The sequence below is a fragment of the Burkholderia sp. Cy-637 genome, from assembly GCF_011753175.1.
Classification (GTDB): domain Bacteria; phylum Pseudomonadota; class Gammaproteobacteria; order Burkholderiales; family Burkholderiaceae; genus Burkholderia; species Burkholderia gladioli.
The window spans coordinates 1-16,911 of record NZ_VWWC01000150.1 but is presented as its reverse complement, the minus strand read 5'-3'; the positions used below and the strand labels follow the sequence as shown (position 1 = coordinate 16,911).

The window sequence follows — 16,911 nt, the reverse complement described above, 5'->3', positions numbered from 1 at the left end:
CCGGGCGCGGCCGCCACGCCGCCGCGCAGCGAGGCCGAGTTGCGCGCCGATCGCGCGCTGCGCGAGCAGGTCCGGCAGATCGTGGTGATCTACGCCGAGAACCGCAGCTTCGCCAATCTCTACGGCGACTTCCCCGGCGTGCAGACGCCGCTGTCCTCGGTGCCGCCCGAGCGCGCCGCCCAGCTCGACCGCGACGGACGCACGCCGCTGGCGCGGCTGCCGGCGATCTGGGGCGGGCTGGTGCCGCAGGCTCAGGAGGTGGACGGCAAGCGCTACATGATCGCCGAGCGCGACATCCAGGGCTTGAAGAACGCGCCGTTCCGGATTCCCGACGCGCAGGGCAAGCCGCTGCCGAACGGCGTGATCACGCGCGACCTCTGGCACCGCTTCTACCAGAACCAGATGCAGATCAACGCCGGGCGCAACGACCAGTTCGCCGCCTGGGCCGATTCGGGCGGCCTGGTGATGGGCCACTACCGGAACTCGGCCGAGACGCTGCGGCTCTGGCAACTGGCGCGCGAATACACGCTCTGCGACAACTTCTTCATGGCCGCCTTCGGCGGCTCCTGGCTGAACCACATGTTCCTGGTCTCGGCGCAGGCGCCGTTCTATCCGGACATCGCCAGCAGCCCGGCCAAGCACCTGGCCTCGGTGGTCGAAGGTGACGATCCGGCCGGCACGCGCCTGAAGCAGGCCGGCGATTCACCGGCCTCGGCGCTCGACGGTCCGCCGAAGTTCGTCAACGACGGCCTGTTCACGCCCGACGGCTATGCCGTCAACACCATGGCGCCGCCCTACCAGCCCAGCAACGTGCGCCCGCCCGAGGACGGCAACCCGGCCTATGCCGATCCGTCGAACCCGCGCGTGCTGCCGCCGCAGCGCTACGCGACCATCGGCGACCGGCTCTCGGAGAAGGGCATCGACTGGGCCTGGTACTCGGGCGCCTGGCAATACGCGATCGAGCACCGCGACACCGGCATGGTGCCGGATTTCCAGTACCACCATCAGCCCTTCAACTACTTCGTCAACTACGCGCCCGGCACCGAGGCGCGGCGCCGCCACCTGCGCGACGCGGGGCTCGGCGACGACCCCTCCACCAATCGGCTGCTGGCCGACATCGACGCCGGCCGGCTGCCGGCGGTCACCTTCTACAAGCCGCAGGGCAACCTGAACATGCATGCCGGCTACGCCGACGTGGAATCGGGCGACCGCCACATCGCGACGGTGATCGAGCACATCCGTCGCGGCCCGCAATGGGCCAACACGGTGATCATCATGACCCACGACGAGAACGGCGGCTGGTGGGACCCGGTCGCGCCGCCGCAGGGCGACCGCTGGGGCCCGGGCTCGCGGATCCCGGCACTGGTGATCTCGCCGCTGGCACGGCGCGGCCATGTCGACCACACCTTCTACGACACCAACTCGATCCTGCGCTTCATCAGCCGCGTGCACGGGCTCGCGCCGCTGGACGGCGTGGCCGCGCGCGATCGCGCCTTCGCCGCGCGCGGCGCGACGCCGCCGGGCGACCTGAGCAACGCGCTCGATCTCGGCCAGGCCTGAGTTCCGGCGCGAGCCGCGCGTCGCCGGCGCTGGCGACGCGACATGAAAAAAGGGCAGCCCGCGAGGGCTGCCCTTTCGTTTGGCGCGCCGCGCGCTCAGTGATGCGACATGCGCAGCGTCAGCGCGCCGGCGCCGATCAGCACCGCGCCGCCGCCATAGCCGAAGCGCCGCTGGGCGGCCGCGCCGGTCAGCCGCGAGGCCGCGTAGCGCGCCAGGCGCGCGTAGCAGGTGGCGTTGAGGGTGGCGATGCAGACGAAGGTCGGCAGCAGCACCAGGCATTGCGAGGCGAAGCTCTGGTGCGGCGAGACGAACTGCGGCACGAAGGCGACGAAGAACACGATGCTCTTGGGGTTCAGCGCGGTGACGGCGTAAGCCGACAGGAAGCGGCGGCGCGCCGATTTCGGTTCGAGCGGCACGCTCTGCCGGCCGCTGGCGCGCGCCTGCAGGATCGAGCGCAGGCCCAGCCAGATCAGGTAGGCGCCGCCGGCCAGCTTGAGCGCGGTGAAGGCGGTGGACGACACCGCCAGCAGCGCGCCGGCACCGGCCAGCGAAACCGCCATCGCGGTGGTGTCGCCGGCGCTCACGCCGGCCACCGTGCTCCAGGACGAGCGCTCGCGATTGGCGAGCGAATCGCCGATCACCAGCAGGATGGTCGGGCCGGGAATCATCACCAGCAGGAGACTCGCGCCGGCGAAGGCGAGCCAGGTTTCGAGGGTCATCTTGGGCTCCGCGGGAAAGGGGAGGCCTCAGTGATCCATGCCGCGAGCGGGCTTGTCAAGCGCCGATTCAGCCCGCCGAGACCACCGGGACGGCCGGTTCGGCCGGCGCGGCCGGGACGGCCGATACCGAGGCGATCGGCGAGGAGCGCCGCAGCGTGGCGTCGAAGGCGCGGCAGGCGGTGCGGAAGTGATCGATCTTGACCTCGGTGTCGGCCGCGAATTCGAGCGGCGCCATCGACCAGGCGTCGCGCGGCAGGCGCCGGCAGATCGCGTGGTCCTCCTCGAACACCTGGCGGTTGAGGCGCGTCGTCGAGGCCAGGAAGGGCTCGACGATCGCATCGGCCTGCGCGCCCACGGCGGGCGCCGCGTAGAGGCGGCTCGTGAAGCGCGCGAGATCGGCGCCGCCGCCCGCCGGCAGGAAGTGCTGCAGCGAGTACGAGTAGCCGTAGGTCGACGAGATCATCGTGAACGGGAACAGGTACAGGCTCAGGTAGCCCTCGTACTGGAAGTCGATCGCGAACAGCCGGCGCAGCTTCGCCAGCTGGTTGCGCTGGCGCGCCGCGCCCAGCGGCGCGAACCAGGCGGAGTTGGCTCCGTGGAAGCGGTTCTCGCCGTCGTCCAGCGCCAGCGTGCCGAGCGTGCCGGGATGGACCGCGCCGATATGGTAGGGCTCCAGCGCATTCTCGACCGCGAGCGGCCAGTAGCAGCCGTAGTCGTAGCGGTTCAGGTCGACGCGCCGGTCGATGTTGAACGAGATGTCGGCAACCAGCTGCTCGAACTCGCCGAGCTGGGTCGACAGGTCGGTGGCGGGGCGCATGCCGACGAACAGGAAGTCGCCGCACCAGTCGAGCGCGTAGCGGTTCAGCGCGGCCTGCTCGATGCGGCAGTGGCGGAAGCGCTCGCGCCCCGGGATGATCAGCTGGCCCTGGCGATAGGTCCAGCCATGGTAGGCGCAGCTGGCGGCCTGGTTGCCGCTGTCCTCCAGATAGAGGCGCGCGCCGCGATGCGGGCAGCGATTGTCGAACGCGACCAGCTCGCCGCCGTCGTTGAATACCACGATCTCGCCGGCGGCGCTGTCGAAGCGCACGAAATCGCCGTCGGCGGGCAATTCCCGCCGATGGCCGAGCAACTGCCAGTGGCGGGCGACGAGTTCACGGTCGAAATCCATGATCGAACCTGTCAAAGCCGTTTCGCGGGGGCCGCGTACATGGTCGCGCCCTCGGGCACCTTGCGCATCACCACCGCGCCGGCGCCGATCCGCGCGTCGGCGCCGATCGTCACGCGCGGCAGCACGCGGGCGCCCGAGCCGAAGAACACGCGCTCGCCCACCACCACGTGGCCGGTGAGGTCGACGTGCGAACTGAGCGTGGCATAGGCGCCGAGCGTCACGTCGTGGCCGACGCTCGACAGGATGTTGACGGCGGCGAAGTCGCCGATCCGGCAATCGGCCGACAGCACCGCGTTCGGGCAGATCACCACGCCGATGCCGAGCCGGGCGCGCCGCGCCACCACGGCGCTGGGGTGGCGCAGCGAGCCGAAGCGCGCGCCGCGCGCGGCCAGGCGGGCCACCACCTCGGCCTTGGCGCGCGGCTCGCCGATCGCGAGCAGCACCGCGTCGCCCTCGGCGGGCTGGTAGGCGTCGATGTCGCCATGCCAGTCGAGCGCGTAGCCGAAGCCGGACAAGGCTTCGGGATCGACGTCGAGGAAGCCCGTCACGCGCGGGCCGAGCCCGGCGTCGGCGGCGTCCTCGGCCCAGTTGATCAGCTCGCGGGCGAAGGCGCCGCCGCCGGCGACGATGTAGCGCTCGGCGTGGATGGCCGGTTGCGGGGCGGCGCGCTCGAGGATCTGGTCCATCAGCGCACCCGGTAGCCGCCGTCGACCGCCAGCGCGGTGCCGGTGATCCAGCGGCTCGCCCCGGACAGCAGGAACAGCGCGGCGCCGGCTACGTCCTCGGGCTCGCCGAAGCCGAGCAGGTGGCTCGATTCGTAGGCGGCCACGGCCTCGTCGGGGCTGCCGCGCGTCAGGCGTTCGTGCATGGCGGTGCGCACCGCGCCCGCGGCGATCGCGTTGACGCGGATCCGGCGCGGCGCGAGTTCGCAGGCGAGCGAGCGCACCAGGCCCTCGATGCCGGCCTTGGCGGCCGAGTAGGCGGTCATGCCGACCTGGCCGGTGCTGGCCGCCACCGAGGACATCAGCACCAGCGAGGCGCCGTCCTCCATCACGCCCTTGCGGGCCGCCGCGCGCGCGATGCCGAAGGCGGCGAACAGGCTGGCGCCGAAGGTCTCGTCGAGCTGGGCCTGCCGGGTCATGCGCGCGGGCCGGATCAGCTCGGTGCCGGCGGCATGGAACACGCCGCGCAGCGGGCCATGCAGCTCGGCGAGCTGGGCGACCCAGTCGGCGCAGACGTCGGCGTCGTCGAGCGCGTGCGCCGCGGCCACGTGAGCGTTGCCGGGCAGCGCGTCGAGCGTGGCGGCCAGCCGTTCGGCGTCGCGCCCGCCCGCGATCACGCGTGCGCCCGCCCCGGCGATCGCCAGCGCGGCGGCGCGGCCGAGTCCCGACGAGGCGCCGGTGACGAGATAGGTGCCGCCCGCGAGGCAGCGTTCGGAGAAGACGGTCATGATTCGATGGTGTCGACGACGGCGAGCGGCCCCGTCAGCAGGGAGGCCGAAGCCCAGGAATAGCCGACGCCGAAGCCGAACATCGCCAGGCGCATGGCGCGCGTGGCGAGCGCCTCGCGAAGCTCGGTCGTCATCAGCAGCGGGATCGAGGCGCAGCTGGTATTGCCGTAAGCGTTCAGGTTGATGGGCACGCGCTCGGCGGGCAAGCCGGCCTTCTTCACCAGATGCTTGAGCATGAACAGGTTGGCCTGGTGGAACAGGAAGGCATCGTGGCCTTGCGCGCCGTGGCCGGCCAGTTCGAGCGTGCGCGCCACCAGCGGCGGGATGCGCCTGAGCGTGAAGTTGAAGATCTCGCCGCCGTCCATGAACAGATGGTCGGGCGAGCGGCCGACCAGGCGCGCGTCGTCGGTCGGCGTGCCGCGGCAGCCGCCGGCCGGCACGATCAGGTTGGGCACGCCGCCGCCATCGGCGCCGATCACGAAATGCGCGTCCTCCGCCTCGGGATCGGCCTCCAGCGCGGTGACGGTGCCCGCGTCGCCGAACAGCAGCGCGGTGGCGCGGTCCTCGGGATCGACCAGCTTGCTGATGGTGTCGCCCACCGCCAGCAGCACGCGCCGCGCCGCGCCGCTGCGGATCAGGTTCATGCCGAGCCAGAGCGCCTGCGGGTAGGCCGAGCAGCCGAGGTTGATGTCGAGCGCGATCGAGGCGGCCGGCAGCCCCCAGGCGGCCTGCAGCACGAAGGCCGTGCCCGGCAGCCGGTAGTCGGGCGTCTGCGACACGAACAGCACCGCATCGACCTGGTCCGGCCGCCAGCCCAGGCCGCGCAGCAGGTGCTCGCCGGCCGCGCGGCACAGGTCGGCGGTGGTCTGGTGCTCGGCCGCGCGGCGCCGCCGCTCGACGCCGATCATCTTGACCACGTCGCGCACGGCCGCCTCGCCGAAGCGCTCGACGAACGGCTGGTTCGACTGCTCCTGCGCGGGCAGGCAGGACACCACGCCGGCGAGGCGGGCGCCGCCGGCGCGCAGTTCGCGGCCGGCCGGGGCGAGCGGCGCGTCCAAGCTCAGCCCTTCTGCGCCTGGACCAGCGCCTCGATATCGGCGACGGTCAGGCAGTTGCCGAGCGCCTGGCCGTTCAGCAGCACGCCGAAGCAGTCGTCGGCCAGCGCGATGGTCGAGACGATCGCCAGCGAATCCCAGTTGTGGTCGGCCAGCACCAGGGCCGGCGAGACCTCGGCGGCGTCGATTTCGAAGACTTCCGCGAGCCCTTCGTAGAATGCGTTCATTGCGTTTCCTGCTAACAGTTCAACAGACAGCCGGCCCACGAGTAGCCGACGCCGAATCCGAGCAGCATCGCGCGCGTGCCCGGCGCGAGACGAGCTTCGCCGCGCAACTGCTCGAGCGCGAGCGGCAGCGTCGACGACACCGTGTTGCCGGTGTGCTCGACGAGGATCGGGAAGCGATCCTCGGGGATCTTCATTTTCTTGCGCAGCGCCTCGAGCATGAAGCGGTTCGCCTGGTGCAGCACGAAGCAGTCGATGTCCTCGCGCTCGAGGCCGGCGCGCTCCAGCAGCCGCTCGGCCGCGCGCGGCACCTCGGCCAGCGAGAAGGCCATCACCTCGGCGCCGTTCATGTAGAGATGCTCGTCGGTGCGCACGTTGCCGGAGGCGTCCTCGTGCTCGCGCGCGCTGTCGGCGCTGCGCGGCTCGCGGAACAGGCCCGCGCGCACCATCAGGTTCGGCGCGCCGCGCCCGTCGGTGCCGAACACGAACGGGCCGATCGGCTCGATGCCGTCGCCGGCGGCTTGCGGGTCGATGCCGATCGCGGTGGCGGTGGCGCCGTCGCCGAACAGCGTGCGCACGCTCTTGTCGAGCGGATGCAGGTATTTCGAATAGGTGTCGGCGGTCAGCAGCAGCACGCAGCGCGCGGCGCCCGTCTCGACCAGGCCCTTGGCGAGCGACAGGCCATACACGTAGCCCGAGCAGCCGAGGTTGACGTCGAAGGCGCCGGCATGGGTGCCGATGCCGAGCCGGTGCTGCAGCAGGCAGGCCGAGGCCGGCAGGATGTAGTCGGGCGCCTGGGTGCAGAGGATCACGAAGTCGACCTGCGCCGCGCTCACGCGCCCTTGCGCGAACAGCCGCCGGGCCGCGTGGAAGGCGAGGTCCGAGGCGGTCTCGCCGTCGGCCGCGATGCGTCGCTCGCGAATCCCCGTCTTGGCGAGGATCTTTTCGGCCGGCCATTCCGGATAGAGCGCGGCCAGCTCGTCGTTGGCCAGCACCGTGTCGGGCAGGTGGCTGGCGATGTCGAGCAGCGCGGCGCGCGTGGTCATCGACCGGCTCCGGCGATCAGGTTCACCACGCGATCGACGTTGTCGTCGGACAGCGCCGGGTAGATCGGCAGGCACAGCACGCGCCGCGAGATGTCGCGCGCCACCGGCAGCCGGTCCGGATGCGCCGAGGGCAGCCCGCGGTAGTTGGGGAAGTCCGAGATCAGCGGGTAGAAGTAGCGGCGCCCGTGGATCTCGTGATCGCGCAGCAACTGGTAGAGGCCGTCGCGCGAGAGCGCGTAGTCGTCGTCGACCAGGATCGGGAAGTACGAGTGATTGACGAGCTTCGCGTCGATCGGCGGCAGGCAGCGGATGCCGCGCACCCCGGCCAGTTGCCCGCGGTAGCGCGCGTCGATCTGCGCGCGACGGGCGAGCGCCGCGTCGAGGTGCTTGAGCTGCAGCATGCCGAAGGCCGCGTTGATCTCGCTCATCTTGCCGTTGATGCCGGCCGCCACCACCGTCACCTCGTCGACGAAACCGAAGTTCTTCAAGTGGTCGATGTGTTGCTTGGTCTTCGCGTCGGGGCAGACGATCGCGCCGCCCTCGAAGGTGTTGAACACCTTGGTGGCGTGGAAGCTCAGCACCGACAGGTCGCCGTGCCCGAGCACGCTGCCGGCGTCGGTATGCACCCCGAACGCGTGCGCGGCGTCGTAGATCACCTTCAGGTTGTAGTTGTCGGCGATGCGGCGGATCGCTTCCACGTCGCAGGGCCGGCCGTAGCAGTGCACCGGCATGATGGCGGTGGTCTGCGGCGTGATGGCGGCCTCGATCCTGGCCGGGTCGATGTTCAGCGTATGCGGGTCGATGTCGACGAACACCGGCTTGATGCCGTTCCAGAGCAGCGAGTGCGCGGTGGCGACGAAGGAATAGGGGGTGGTGATCACCTCGCCCGAGATCCGCAGCGCCTGCAGGGCCGTGACCAGCGCCAGCGTGCCGTTGGTGAACAGCGCCAGGTGCTCGACGCCCAGGTACTCGCAGAGCGCCTTCTCGAGCTGCTGGTGGAACGGGCCGCCGTTGGTCAGCACCTTGCTGTCCCAGATCTGCTCGAGATAAGGCAGGAATTCGGCGAGCGGCGCGAGATGCGGCTGCGTCACATAGATACGCTCGTCGGCGACGGGTTCGACGGCGCGCAGCGGCAGGGCATTCATCGTGCTTCTCCGGTGAGGGCGGCGGCTTCGGCATCGCGCGGCACGGCCTCGGTGGCAGCGGTGGCGAGCGAGCCGCGGTCGGGCGCGGTGAACGGAATCGGTGCCTCGCCGGCGCACCAGCGCCGCCAGGCGATCCGGAAGCTGTCCGAGACGGCCTGCGCGACGCGCTCGGGCTGGAAGCCCGCCGACTGGCGGCAGCGCTCGCGCATGCCGCCGCGCAGCGCGGCCAGGCCCTTCAGGTCGCCGGCCAGCGCGATGGCGCGGGCCACGAAATCGTCGGCGTCGTCGGCGACGAACTGCTCGAGCCCGACCGAGGACATCCAGACCGCGCCGGCGCGGCTGGCCAGCGTGTCGCCGCGGATCGTCAGGGTCGGCACGCCCATCCACAGCGCGTTGAGCGCGGTGGTCGAGCCCGTGTAGGGGAAGGTGTCGAGGCAGAAGTCGACATGGTGGTGCTGCTGCAGGTAGACCGCGGCCGGCGCGCGCGGCTGCAGGTCGAGGCGGTCGTGGCTGATGCCTTCGGCGCTGAACCAGCCGAGCAGCATGTCGACGCCGCCGTCGCGCGGGATCGAGCCGATCCGCATCCGCGAGCCCGGCACGGCGTGCAGGATGCGCGCCCAGACCGCGATCACGTCGTGGCGCAGCTTGTTCAGGCGGTTGAAGCTGCCGAAGGTCACGTAGCCGTTGTGCAGCGCCGGCAGCAGGTTGACGGGCGGCGCGTTCTCGGCGGGCTTGAAGGTGCCGCCGGCCGGCAGGTGGACGGTCTTCTCGCTGTACTGGCGCTCCATTTCGCCGAACGGCACGCCGAAGCGGTCCGCGAAGTGATAGTCGATCGCGTCCAGCCCGGTGGTGCCCGGGTAGCCGAGCCAGGTGACCTGCACCGGCGCCGGCTTGCGCGCGAGCGCGGGCAGCCGGTTGCGGCCGGTGTGGTTCGACAGGTCCATCATGATGTCGATCCGGTCGTCGCGGATGCGCTGCACCAGCCGGTCGTCGCTCAGGCCGGCCACCATGGTCCAGCTGCGCACGCAGGCGCGCATGCGCTCGGTGACGGAATCCTCGATGGTGTGGTTGTGATAGACGTGCAGCGACAGCGTCGGATCGTCCTTCAGCGCCTCGAGAATCGGCATCAGGTAGGACGACACCGCGTGATTGAACAGGTCGCCCGAGATCAGGCCGATCCGCAACTGGCGTTCCGGGTCGCGCTGGTTCGCGTGGCGCGGCCAGCGCGCGCGCACCGGAGCCTCGTGGATCTCGGCGAAGCGCCGGTGCTCGGCGTACAGCCGCTCGGCGTCGAGCCCCGGGTTGTGGGTCATGCAGAACAGCAGGTTGCTGTGCATCGCGGCGTCGCGCGGGGCGATCTCATGGGCGCGGCGGAACGAGGCCTCGGCCTCGGCGGTCGCGCCCAGTTCGCTGAGCGCGACCGCCAGCGAGCCATGCATGTGCAGCGAGTTCGGCGCCAGCTCGACCGAGCGCCGGCCGGCCACGATCGCTTCCTGGATGCGGCCCAGGGCGAGCAGGCTCATGCCCAGCACGCGGTGGGTTTCGGCGAAGCCCGGATCGATCTGGAGCAGACGGCGCGATTCGCGCTCGGAATCGACGAGGCGATTGGCCAGCCGCAGCACGTCGGCGTAGAGCGTGCCGATCAGCACGTCGGCGGGATCGAGTTCGGTGGCCTTGGCCAGCGGCTCGATCGAGGCCAGGTACTCGCCGTGCTGGTGCAGCGCGTTGCCCAGCGATTTCCAGCACCAGGCGTGATCGGGGTAGCGCTGCGCGAGTTGCCGCGCCAGCTTGGCGGCTTCCTCGAAGCGGCCCTTGTTGTAGAGCGCGGTGAAGCGGTTCACATCCTGCGGGGTGGGCTTGCGCGCGATCGGCGCCTGCACGGCGCGGGCGGCCGGCGCGGCGGCCTGGGCGGTGCCCTGGCCCGCCTGCGGCGTGGCGGTGGAGATCGAGAAGGTCACGGTGCGCGTCTCGGCGGGGCTGGCCGAGGCGGCCGCCGCCACTGGCTGCCCGGCCGCCGCGGTGCCGACTATCGCCGCCTTGCCTTCGGCCGACAGCGACAGGCGATTGACCAGCCCGTCCACGGCCGGCCCATGCACGCCGAATTTCTGGCACATGCCGAGCATGGTCCAGGCTGCCGCGATGCGGCCCGCCTCGATCTGCGCGTTGATGTAGCTGACCCAGTACTGCCCGTTGTGCGGCGAGAGGCCGAGCACGACCTCGAAATCGGGCAGGGCCGCGGCCGGTTCGCCCGTCTGCACCTTGAGCACCGCCAGGTTGTAGCGGGCATCCGCGTGCTGCGGGTGGGCCGACAGGATCAGCTCGTAGAGCGTCCGGGCCTCGGCGAATTCGCCGCGGTGATGGCTGGCGAGCGCGCTGTCGAGCACCAGCGCGATATCCGCATCGAACTGTTGATCAGGCATCTGGCTGGCGGACGGCGTCGATTCGGACATGGCAAACCCGGGAGGGAACAAGCGATGATCGAAATTATCCGGCCGGGCAGCGCGGCTCGAAGCGTGGAACTGACCGGTAAACCGGCGTCAATTTCATCGATTTGCCGGTGTCCGCGCCAAAAAAACAGCCCGCGCGAGGCGGGCCTTGAGGTGAACGAGCACGCGCTCGTGCGCGTGAATTGTGATTATTCGGGTCTGACCGTATCGCGGCCGGTTCGCCGCCGGTTCGCCGGCGGCCGCCGCTCAGTAGCGCAGCGCGGCCTGGCTGTTGTACTGCCTGGCCGAATCGAGCCGGCCCATGGCGGCACGGTATTCGTGCTGCAACTCGTCGCGCGCGTGCGACGAGGCGGCCATGGTGGCGGCGTCGATGGCCTGGATCTCGCGGATCATCAGCATCGCCTCGGGCGACTGCTGCGCCTGGATCGAGGTGAGATAGGGCTCGCGCGCGGCCACCAGCCGCCCGGCGCCCTCCCAGTCGGCCAGCTGCACCGCCCGGTCGATCTCGTGCGTCATCGCGAGAACCTGCCTGACGAGGGTGGTTTGATCCATGTCGCTTCTCCGTATCCCGGGCCGCTTACTTGTTGGTGGCCAGCGCGCCCGCGCTGTTGGTGCCGCCAAACAGCTGGGTCAGGTAGTTCTGGTTGGTCGTCATCTGCGCCAGCAGCGTGTTCAGCTGGGTGAACTGGGTGTTGTATTGCGTGGTCAGCTGCGCGGCATAGGCGTTCAGCGTGGTCTGCTGGGAGGTGAGGCTGGTCAGGTCGCTCTGCACCGAGCTCACGCTGGTGGTCAGGATCCCCTTGGGCGCCGTGATGTTGGTGATCGCCTTGTTGAGCTGCTCGCCGATGCCGTTGGTGCCGTTGAACAGCGTGGCCGCGGCATTGGTGCTCTGCAGCGCGGTGGTCAGCGCGCCCTGGTCGATCACCAGGGTGCCGGCCGGCTGCGTCGAGTTGGTGCCGTCGGCGATGGTGATGCCCAGCGACTTGAGCGTGGCGCTCGCGCCGTTGTTGGTGACGCCGCCGCCGAGGATCGCCGAGAGCTGGTTCTGGATCGAATTGAGCGTCGAATCGCCGAACAGCGGGCCGCTTTGCGACGGGTTGCTGCTGTTGAAGGTGCCGACCGCCGAATAGGTCGTGACCAGCGTGTTGTAGGCCTTCACGAAGGCGGTGATGGTGGAGGCCTGCGTGGTGGTGTCGGCGGCGATGGTCAGCGTCTGGGCGGCGGGCGGGTTGCTGACCGCGGCCTGCGTGAGGTTCAGCGTGACGCCGGCGATCGCGCCGGTGATGGTATTGGTCGCGCTCGAGCCGCTGACCGAGCCGATCTTGTACTGCGCGTCCTGCGCGGCCGTCGACTGGCTCCAGCCGGAGGTGGACGGGATCGACGAGCCGCCGCCGCTGGTGCTCGGCGTCGAGGTGACGCTCAACTGCGACAGGCCGTTGTCGGTGCTGGCGTTGGCCGTCACGTTGATGGTGTTGGCCGCGCCGCTGGCCTTCGAGCTCAGCACCAGGTGCGCGCCGTCGGTGCCGTTCACGATGGTGGCGGACACGCCGGGATTGTTCGGGTCGTTGTTGATCGCGTCCTTGATGCCGGCCAGCGTGTTGTTCGACGAGCTGATGTTGATCGTCGAGCTCTTGGTGCCGACCTGCAGCGTCAGGCTGCCGGTGCCGAGCTGGGTGGTGGCGCCGAAGGCCGGCGAGGACAGCGATTGCGACTGGGCGATCTGCGAGACGGTGACCTGGTAGGTGCCGGCCTGCGCGCCGACGCCGGCGCTCGCGGTCAGGCCGTTGCCGGTGGCGGTCGCGGTGTAGGTTTGCGCGAGCGAGCCGTCGGCCAGCGAGGCGAGCGAGGTCTGCAGCGTCGACAGGGCGCTCTGCAGGCTGGCATAGGCCTGGTTCTTCAGGTTGTCGTTGGCGATCGAGGTCGACAGCAGCACGCCCTGGGCGGCGACCTTCGAGTTGACCAGCGCCGACACCAGCGTATTGACGTCGAGCCCGGTGTTGCCGGTCGAGCCGCTGATGATCGACTGGGCAGCTTCCTGCAGCGCCTGGTTGCTGTTCAGCGCGTTGTTGCTGCTCTGCGACGTGCTGGTGGTCGCGTTCGAGCTGCTGTTGCTGGTCGAGGGAATCGTGGACATCGCGTGGCTCCGTGGGCGCCGTCGATGGCGCAGGCGAATCTGAATCTGATGGCGTTGCGGATCGTGGCGGATGCTACGGCAAACCGCGGGAAAACGGTACGGCGAAAAACACTGCACCGTAAGGACAAAAAGCGCGCGACGGCCACGAGGAAGGTTGCGCCGTCGCACGAACGGACCGCCCATGAAGGCGCGGCCCGGGTTTTCAAAGCAGTACCGCGACAGCCTTACTGCAGGAGCTTCAGGACCTGCTGCGGCAGCGAGTTCGCTTGCGCGAGCACCGAGATGCCGGCTTGCTGCAGCACTTGCGCCTTGCTCAGGTTCGCGGTTTCCTGCGCGAAGTCCGCGCTCTGGATCTGCGACTGGGCCGACGACAGGTTGGTCGAGTTGGCCTGCTGCGTTTGCGCGACGGCTTGCAGACGGTTCTGCGTGGCGCCCAGCGTGGCTTGCAGGTTGTTGATGGTGGACAGCGCGTTGGCGACCGAGAAGATCGTCTGGTTGGCGCCCGTGGCGGTGCTGATCGACAGGTTCGAGACGGTCGGCGGCGCGTTCACGGCGTTGATCTGCGTGACCATCTGGGCTGCCGCGCTGGCCAGTGCCGCCGACATGCCGCTCGTCGCGCCGGTGGCCAGCGTCAGGTTCGTGACCGCCGTGCCCGTGCCCGCTGCCGTGCCGGTCGTGAAGATCGCGCCGACTGCCGTCGAGCTCAGTGCCTGGCCGTTCTGGTCGGTGAAGGTGAAGCCGCCCTTGCCGTCCGACAGCACGCTGACCGAGGTGATGGCCGGTTGCGCGGCCGTCGTGGCGGCGCCGTTGGCGTCGAGCGACAGGCCCTGGATCGTGCCGACGTTCTGGCCTTGCGGCACCAGGCCGCCACCGATCTTGGCCGCCGACAGGCTCTGGCTCAGGTCGAGCGTGACCGTCTGGCCGACGTTCGCGCCAACCTGGAAGGTGACGATGCCGGCCGAACCGTCGAGCAGGTTCTTGCCGTTGAAGTTCGTCTGCGAAGCGATACGGTTCACTTCCGCGATCTGGTCGGCCACTTCCTGCTGGGCGGCGACCTGGTCGCTTTGCGACAGCGTGCCGTTGGCGGCTTCCGTCGCCAGCGTGCTGATACGCTGCAGGCTGGTGGTCAGGGCCGACAGCTGGCTCGATGCCGTCTGGATCAGCGAGACCGCGCTGTTGGTGTTCTGCACGCCCTGGTTCAGGCCGTTGATCTGCGTCTGCATGCGCGTGGCGATCGCCAGGCCTGCCGCGTCGTCGGCCGCGCTGTTGATGCGGTTGCCCGAGGACAGGCGGGTGATGGCTTGCGACAGAGCGCTTTGCGAGCCGTTCAGGTTCTGCTGAGCGACCAGCGAGTTGATGTTGGTATTGATTCCGAGCATGGAAATTCTCCTAAGTGAGCCGAGAGCCTTTAAACAAGCCAACGTGGGCATCGGCGGTGCACTCGTTCATTGCTGGCCGCCTCAGAGCAGGATTTCGGCGGGCCGAAAAAAAACTTGAGGGGGAGTTTTCGATGTGGATCGATTTTTCCGGGATTTTCGCTCCCGCCTCGACGATTTCCAGTGGTAGCGATGAAAGCCGTCTCGGGCGCGGGATTGCGGGTGCGGGGGATCGAGGGCCGGATGTAGGGCAGGGCGCCCGGGCGGGCATCGCGGCGCCCTGCCGTGATTGTCCTCGTGGTTATTCGGATACGGCGCCACCCCGGCAAAGTCGTAAACACCTAGCCGAACGAATGTTTACCTGCTAGCATGGCGGGCTGAATTGAGATTTCTGTCAAGCCTCTGCCGTTTTCGGCATGTCCAAGCTGGCAGTCAAACGCGGCGCCGGTTGCAGGTTGCCGAGCGTTTCGCGGTGCATTCCGCCTCTCTTTTCCGGCCTCCGAGGCCACAAAACCCGCTCGTTTCGCCAGTTCGTGGGAACGCCCGGAAGGCCGGTGCGTGGCGCTTGGCCGCTACGTTTTTGACCGTATCAAGCAATTTAGGAACGACATGACGACGATTCTTCTGAAGGAAAACGAGCCGTTCGAAGTAGCGATCCGCCGCTTCCGCCGCGCGATCGAAAAGAACGGCCTGATCGCTGAGCTGCGTGAGCGCCAGTCGTACGAGAAGCCGACTGCCGTGCGCAAGCGCAAGAAGGCCGCGGCCGTGAAGCGCCTGCACAAGCGCCTGCGCAGCCAGATGCTGCCGAAGAAGCTCCACTAAGCTTCCCAGGTCCGTATCCGGACGGCGGTGCCCCTTTCGCGAGGGGCACCGCCGTTTTGCTTTGGGGCGGCGAATACAGGATGGCGGGATGGCGCCGGGCTGTGGCGCCCCAAGCTCAGGCCGCCGATTTTTTCGCCGCGGTGCGTTTGGTCGGAGCGGATTTCACCGTGGCTGCAGGTTTTGCCGCGGCGGCCCTGGCCGCCGCCCGCTTCGCGGCGCCCGCCGGCTTGCCTGGCGCGGCGCCGAGCTTCGCGCACTCATCCCGGCACGGGCAGCCGAATTCGTGGTCGTTGACCATGCCGATCGCCTGCATCAGCGCGTAGCAGATGGTCGAGCCGACGAACTTGCAGCCATGGCGCTTGAGCGCCTTGCTCAGCGCGTCGGATGTCTCGGTCGAGGCCGGCGCGTCGCGATACGAATCCCAGCCGTTCAGCCTCGGCTTGCCGTCGACGAAGGACCACAGGAAGGCCGCCAGCGAGCCATGCTCGGCACGAATCCGCTGCACCGCGAGGGCATTGGTGACGACCGACTCGATCTTGCCGCGATGGCGCACGATGCCCGGGTCCAGCAGCAGTTTCTCGAGCCGCGCGGGCGTGAAGCGCGCCACCTCGTCGACCTCGAAATTGGCGAAGGCGGCACGATAAGCCTCGCGCTTGTTGAGGATCGTCGACCAGGACAGCCCGGCCTGCGCGCCTTCCAGGATCAGCATCTCGAACAGGTAGCGCTCGTCGTGCGAGGGCCGGCCCCATTCGGTGTCGTGATAATGCGCATCGGCGTCCGTGCGGACCCAGTTGCAGCGTTCGCCCATCGATCGATTCTCCTCGTCTCGCCTGTCGGTCCGCCCGTTCGCGGGCCGCCGTCAGCATAGCCGAAGCGGCACGCGGCGCGACGATGCGGTTAAGCTCCCGGTTCATGATCATTCCCGTCGCACCTTCCGGAGAGAATTTCCCGATGACTGAGCCCACCTACCTGATCGGCATCGACGGCGGCGGCACCGGCACGCGCGCGGTGCTGGCCGATGCGCGGGGGCGCGAGCTCGGGCGCGGCACCGGCGGCCCCTCGGGCCTGGCGCTCGGCATCGACGGCGCCTGGCGCTCGATCGGCGAGGCCTGCGCCGAGGCCTTCGCGCAGGCCGGGCTCGCCCTCGACTGGCGCGGCTGCGTGCTGGGTTGCGGGCTGGCCGGCAGCAACCACGCCGGCTGGCTGCGCGCCTTCGTCGAGGCCGCGCCGGTGGCGGCGCTGGCGATCGAGAGCGATGCCTACACCACGGTGCTGGGCGCGCACGGCGGCGAGGCCGGCGTGATCGTCGCGCTCGGCACCGGCAGCATCGCGGCCGCGCTCGATGCCGATGGCGTCTGCCGGATCGCGGGCGGCTACGGCTTTCCGTCCGGCGACGAGGCGAGCGGCGCCTGGTTCGGGCTGCGCGCGCTCGCGCATGCGCAGCAGGCGCTGGACGGCCGCGCGCCGCGCGACGCCTTCGCCGAAGCCTTGCTGGCGCTGACCGGCGCCGCCGATCGAGACAGCCTGGTGGTGTGGTCCTGCGCGGCGAACCAGACCGCTTATGCCAGGCTCGCGCCGGTGGTGTTCGCGCATCGCGCCCACCCGGTGGCGCAGCGCCTGCTGGCCGAGGCGGGCGAGGCGATCGGGCGCATGATCGAGGCGCTCGATCCGGCCGGGGCCTTGCCGGTCGCCCTTTGCGGCGGGCTGGCCGGGCCCCTCGAGGCGGCCGTGCCGGCCGCGCATCGCGCGCGGCTGCGCGCGCCGA

16 protein-coding genes are annotated in these 16,911 nt (G+C 69.8%); 3 read left to right on the top strand and 13 right to left on the bottom strand.

The window, feature by feature from the left end:
- Positions 1 to 1,560 (top strand): acid phosphatase (locus F3J10_RS27955; protein ID WP_167243466.1); only part of this gene is annotated, 1,560 nt, incomplete at its 5' end.
- Between the two features lie 95 nt (positions 1,561 to 1,655).
- On the opposite strand, the gene F3J10_RS27950 is transcribed toward F3J10_RS27955, so the two are convergent.
- The 12 genes from F3J10_RS27950 to F3J10_RS27895 form a co-directional block, all read right to left on the bottom strand.
- The gene (locus F3J10_RS27950) at positions 1,656 to 2,279 is read right to left on the bottom strand and encodes a LysE family translocator (protein ID WP_013696254.1); all 624 of its coding nucleotides are present in this window, start codon (positions 2,277 to 2,279) and stop codon (positions 1,656 to 1,658) included.
- Between the two features lie 67 nt (positions 2,280 to 2,346).
- Positions 2,347 to 3,447: a Rieske 2Fe-2S domain-containing protein gene (locus tag F3J10_RS27945; RefSeq protein WP_167234546.1), complete on the bottom strand. Its 1,101-nt coding sequence runs from the start codon at positions 3,445 to 3,447 to the stop codon at positions 2,347 to 2,349.
- Between the two features lie 11 nt (positions 3,448 to 3,458).
- A complete protein-coding gene (locus tag F3J10_RS27940) occupies positions 3,459 to 4,133 on the bottom strand; it encodes an acetyltransferase (protein WP_166914088.1) in 675 nt (224 codons plus the stop codon).
- The gene (locus F3J10_RS27935; protein WP_036048611.1) at positions 4,133 to 4,897 is read right to left on the bottom strand and encodes an SDR family oxidoreductase; all 765 of its coding nucleotides are present in this window, start codon (positions 4,895 to 4,897) and stop codon (positions 4,133 to 4,135) included. Before F3J10_RS27935 ends, F3J10_RS27940 begins: the two co-directional genes overlap by 1 nt.
- Entirely contained in the window at positions 4,894 to 5,955 is a 1,062-nt protein-coding gene (locus tag F3J10_RS27930) for a ketoacyl-ACP synthase III (RefSeq protein ID WP_025100008.1), read from the bottom strand. The genes F3J10_RS27935 and F3J10_RS27930 overlap by 4 nt, the downstream gene beginning before the upstream one ends.
- A gap of 2 nt (positions 5,956 to 5,957) precedes the next feature.
- Positions 5,958 to 6,179, bottom strand: a complete 222-nt coding sequence (locus F3J10_RS27925) for an acyl carrier protein (protein ID WP_013696259.1) — start codon at positions 6,177 to 6,179, stop codon at positions 5,958 to 5,960.
- Positions 6,180 to 6,190: 11 nt separating this feature from the next.
- The gene (locus F3J10_RS27920) at positions 6,191 to 7,222 is read right to left on the bottom strand and encodes a ketoacyl-ACP synthase III (protein WP_167243465.1); all 1,032 of its coding nucleotides are present in this window, start codon (positions 7,220 to 7,222) and stop codon (positions 6,191 to 6,193) included.
- Positions 7,219 to 8,367, bottom strand: coding sequence for a dTDP-4-amino-4,6-dideoxy-D-glucose aminotransferase VioA (vioA, locus tag F3J10_RS27915; protein WP_025100006.1), 1,149 nt, complete (start codon positions 8,365 to 8,367; stop codon positions 7,219 to 7,221). Before vioA ends, F3J10_RS27920 begins: the two co-directional genes overlap by 4 nt.
- Positions 8,364 to 10,817, bottom strand: a complete 2,454-nt coding sequence (locus F3J10_RS27910; RefSeq protein WP_167243464.1) for a tetratricopeptide repeat protein — start codon at positions 10,815 to 10,817, stop codon at positions 8,364 to 8,366. Before F3J10_RS27910 ends, vioA begins: the two co-directional genes overlap by 4 nt.
- 243 nt (positions 10,818 to 11,060) lie before the next feature.
- Entirely contained in the window at positions 11,061 to 11,366 is a 306-nt protein-coding gene (locus tag F3J10_RS27905) for a flagellar protein FliT (RefSeq protein ID WP_096749911.1), read from the bottom strand.
- 25 nt (positions 11,367 to 11,391) lie between these two features.
- On the bottom strand, positions 11,392 to 12,948 hold the full coding sequence (fliD, locus tag F3J10_RS27900) for a flagellar filament capping protein FliD (protein ID WP_167233908.1): 1,557 nt from the start codon (positions 12,946 to 12,948) through the stop codon (positions 11,392 to 11,394).
- Positions 12,949 to 13,172: 224 nt separating this feature from the next.
- Positions 13,173 to 14,327, bottom strand: a complete 1,155-nt coding sequence (locus F3J10_RS27895; protein ID WP_166914095.1) for a flagellin — start codon at positions 14,325 to 14,327, stop codon at positions 13,173 to 13,175.
- A 606-nt stretch (positions 14,328 to 14,933) separates the two neighbouring features.
- Here F3J10_RS27895 and rpsU point away from each other — a divergent pair.
- On the top strand, positions 14,934 to 15,146 hold the full coding sequence (gene rpsU, locus F3J10_RS27890) for a 30S ribosomal protein S21 (protein WP_006401410.1): 213 nt from the start codon (positions 14,934 to 14,936) through the stop codon (positions 15,144 to 15,146).
- 115 nt (positions 15,147 to 15,261) lie between these two features.
- On the opposite strand, the gene F3J10_RS27885 is transcribed toward rpsU, so the two are convergent.
- Positions 15,262 to 15,954, bottom strand: coding sequence for a DNA-3-methyladenine glycosylase I (locus F3J10_RS27885; RefSeq protein ID WP_167243463.1), 693 nt, complete (start codon positions 15,952 to 15,954; stop codon positions 15,262 to 15,264).
- Between the two features lie 143 nt (positions 15,955 to 16,097).
- Between F3J10_RS27885 and F3J10_RS27880 the strand changes: the two genes are divergently transcribed.
- Positions 16,098 to 16,911 (top strand): BadF/BadG/BcrA/BcrD ATPase family protein (locus F3J10_RS27880; RefSeq protein WP_167243462.1); only part of this gene is annotated, 814 nt, incomplete at its 3' end.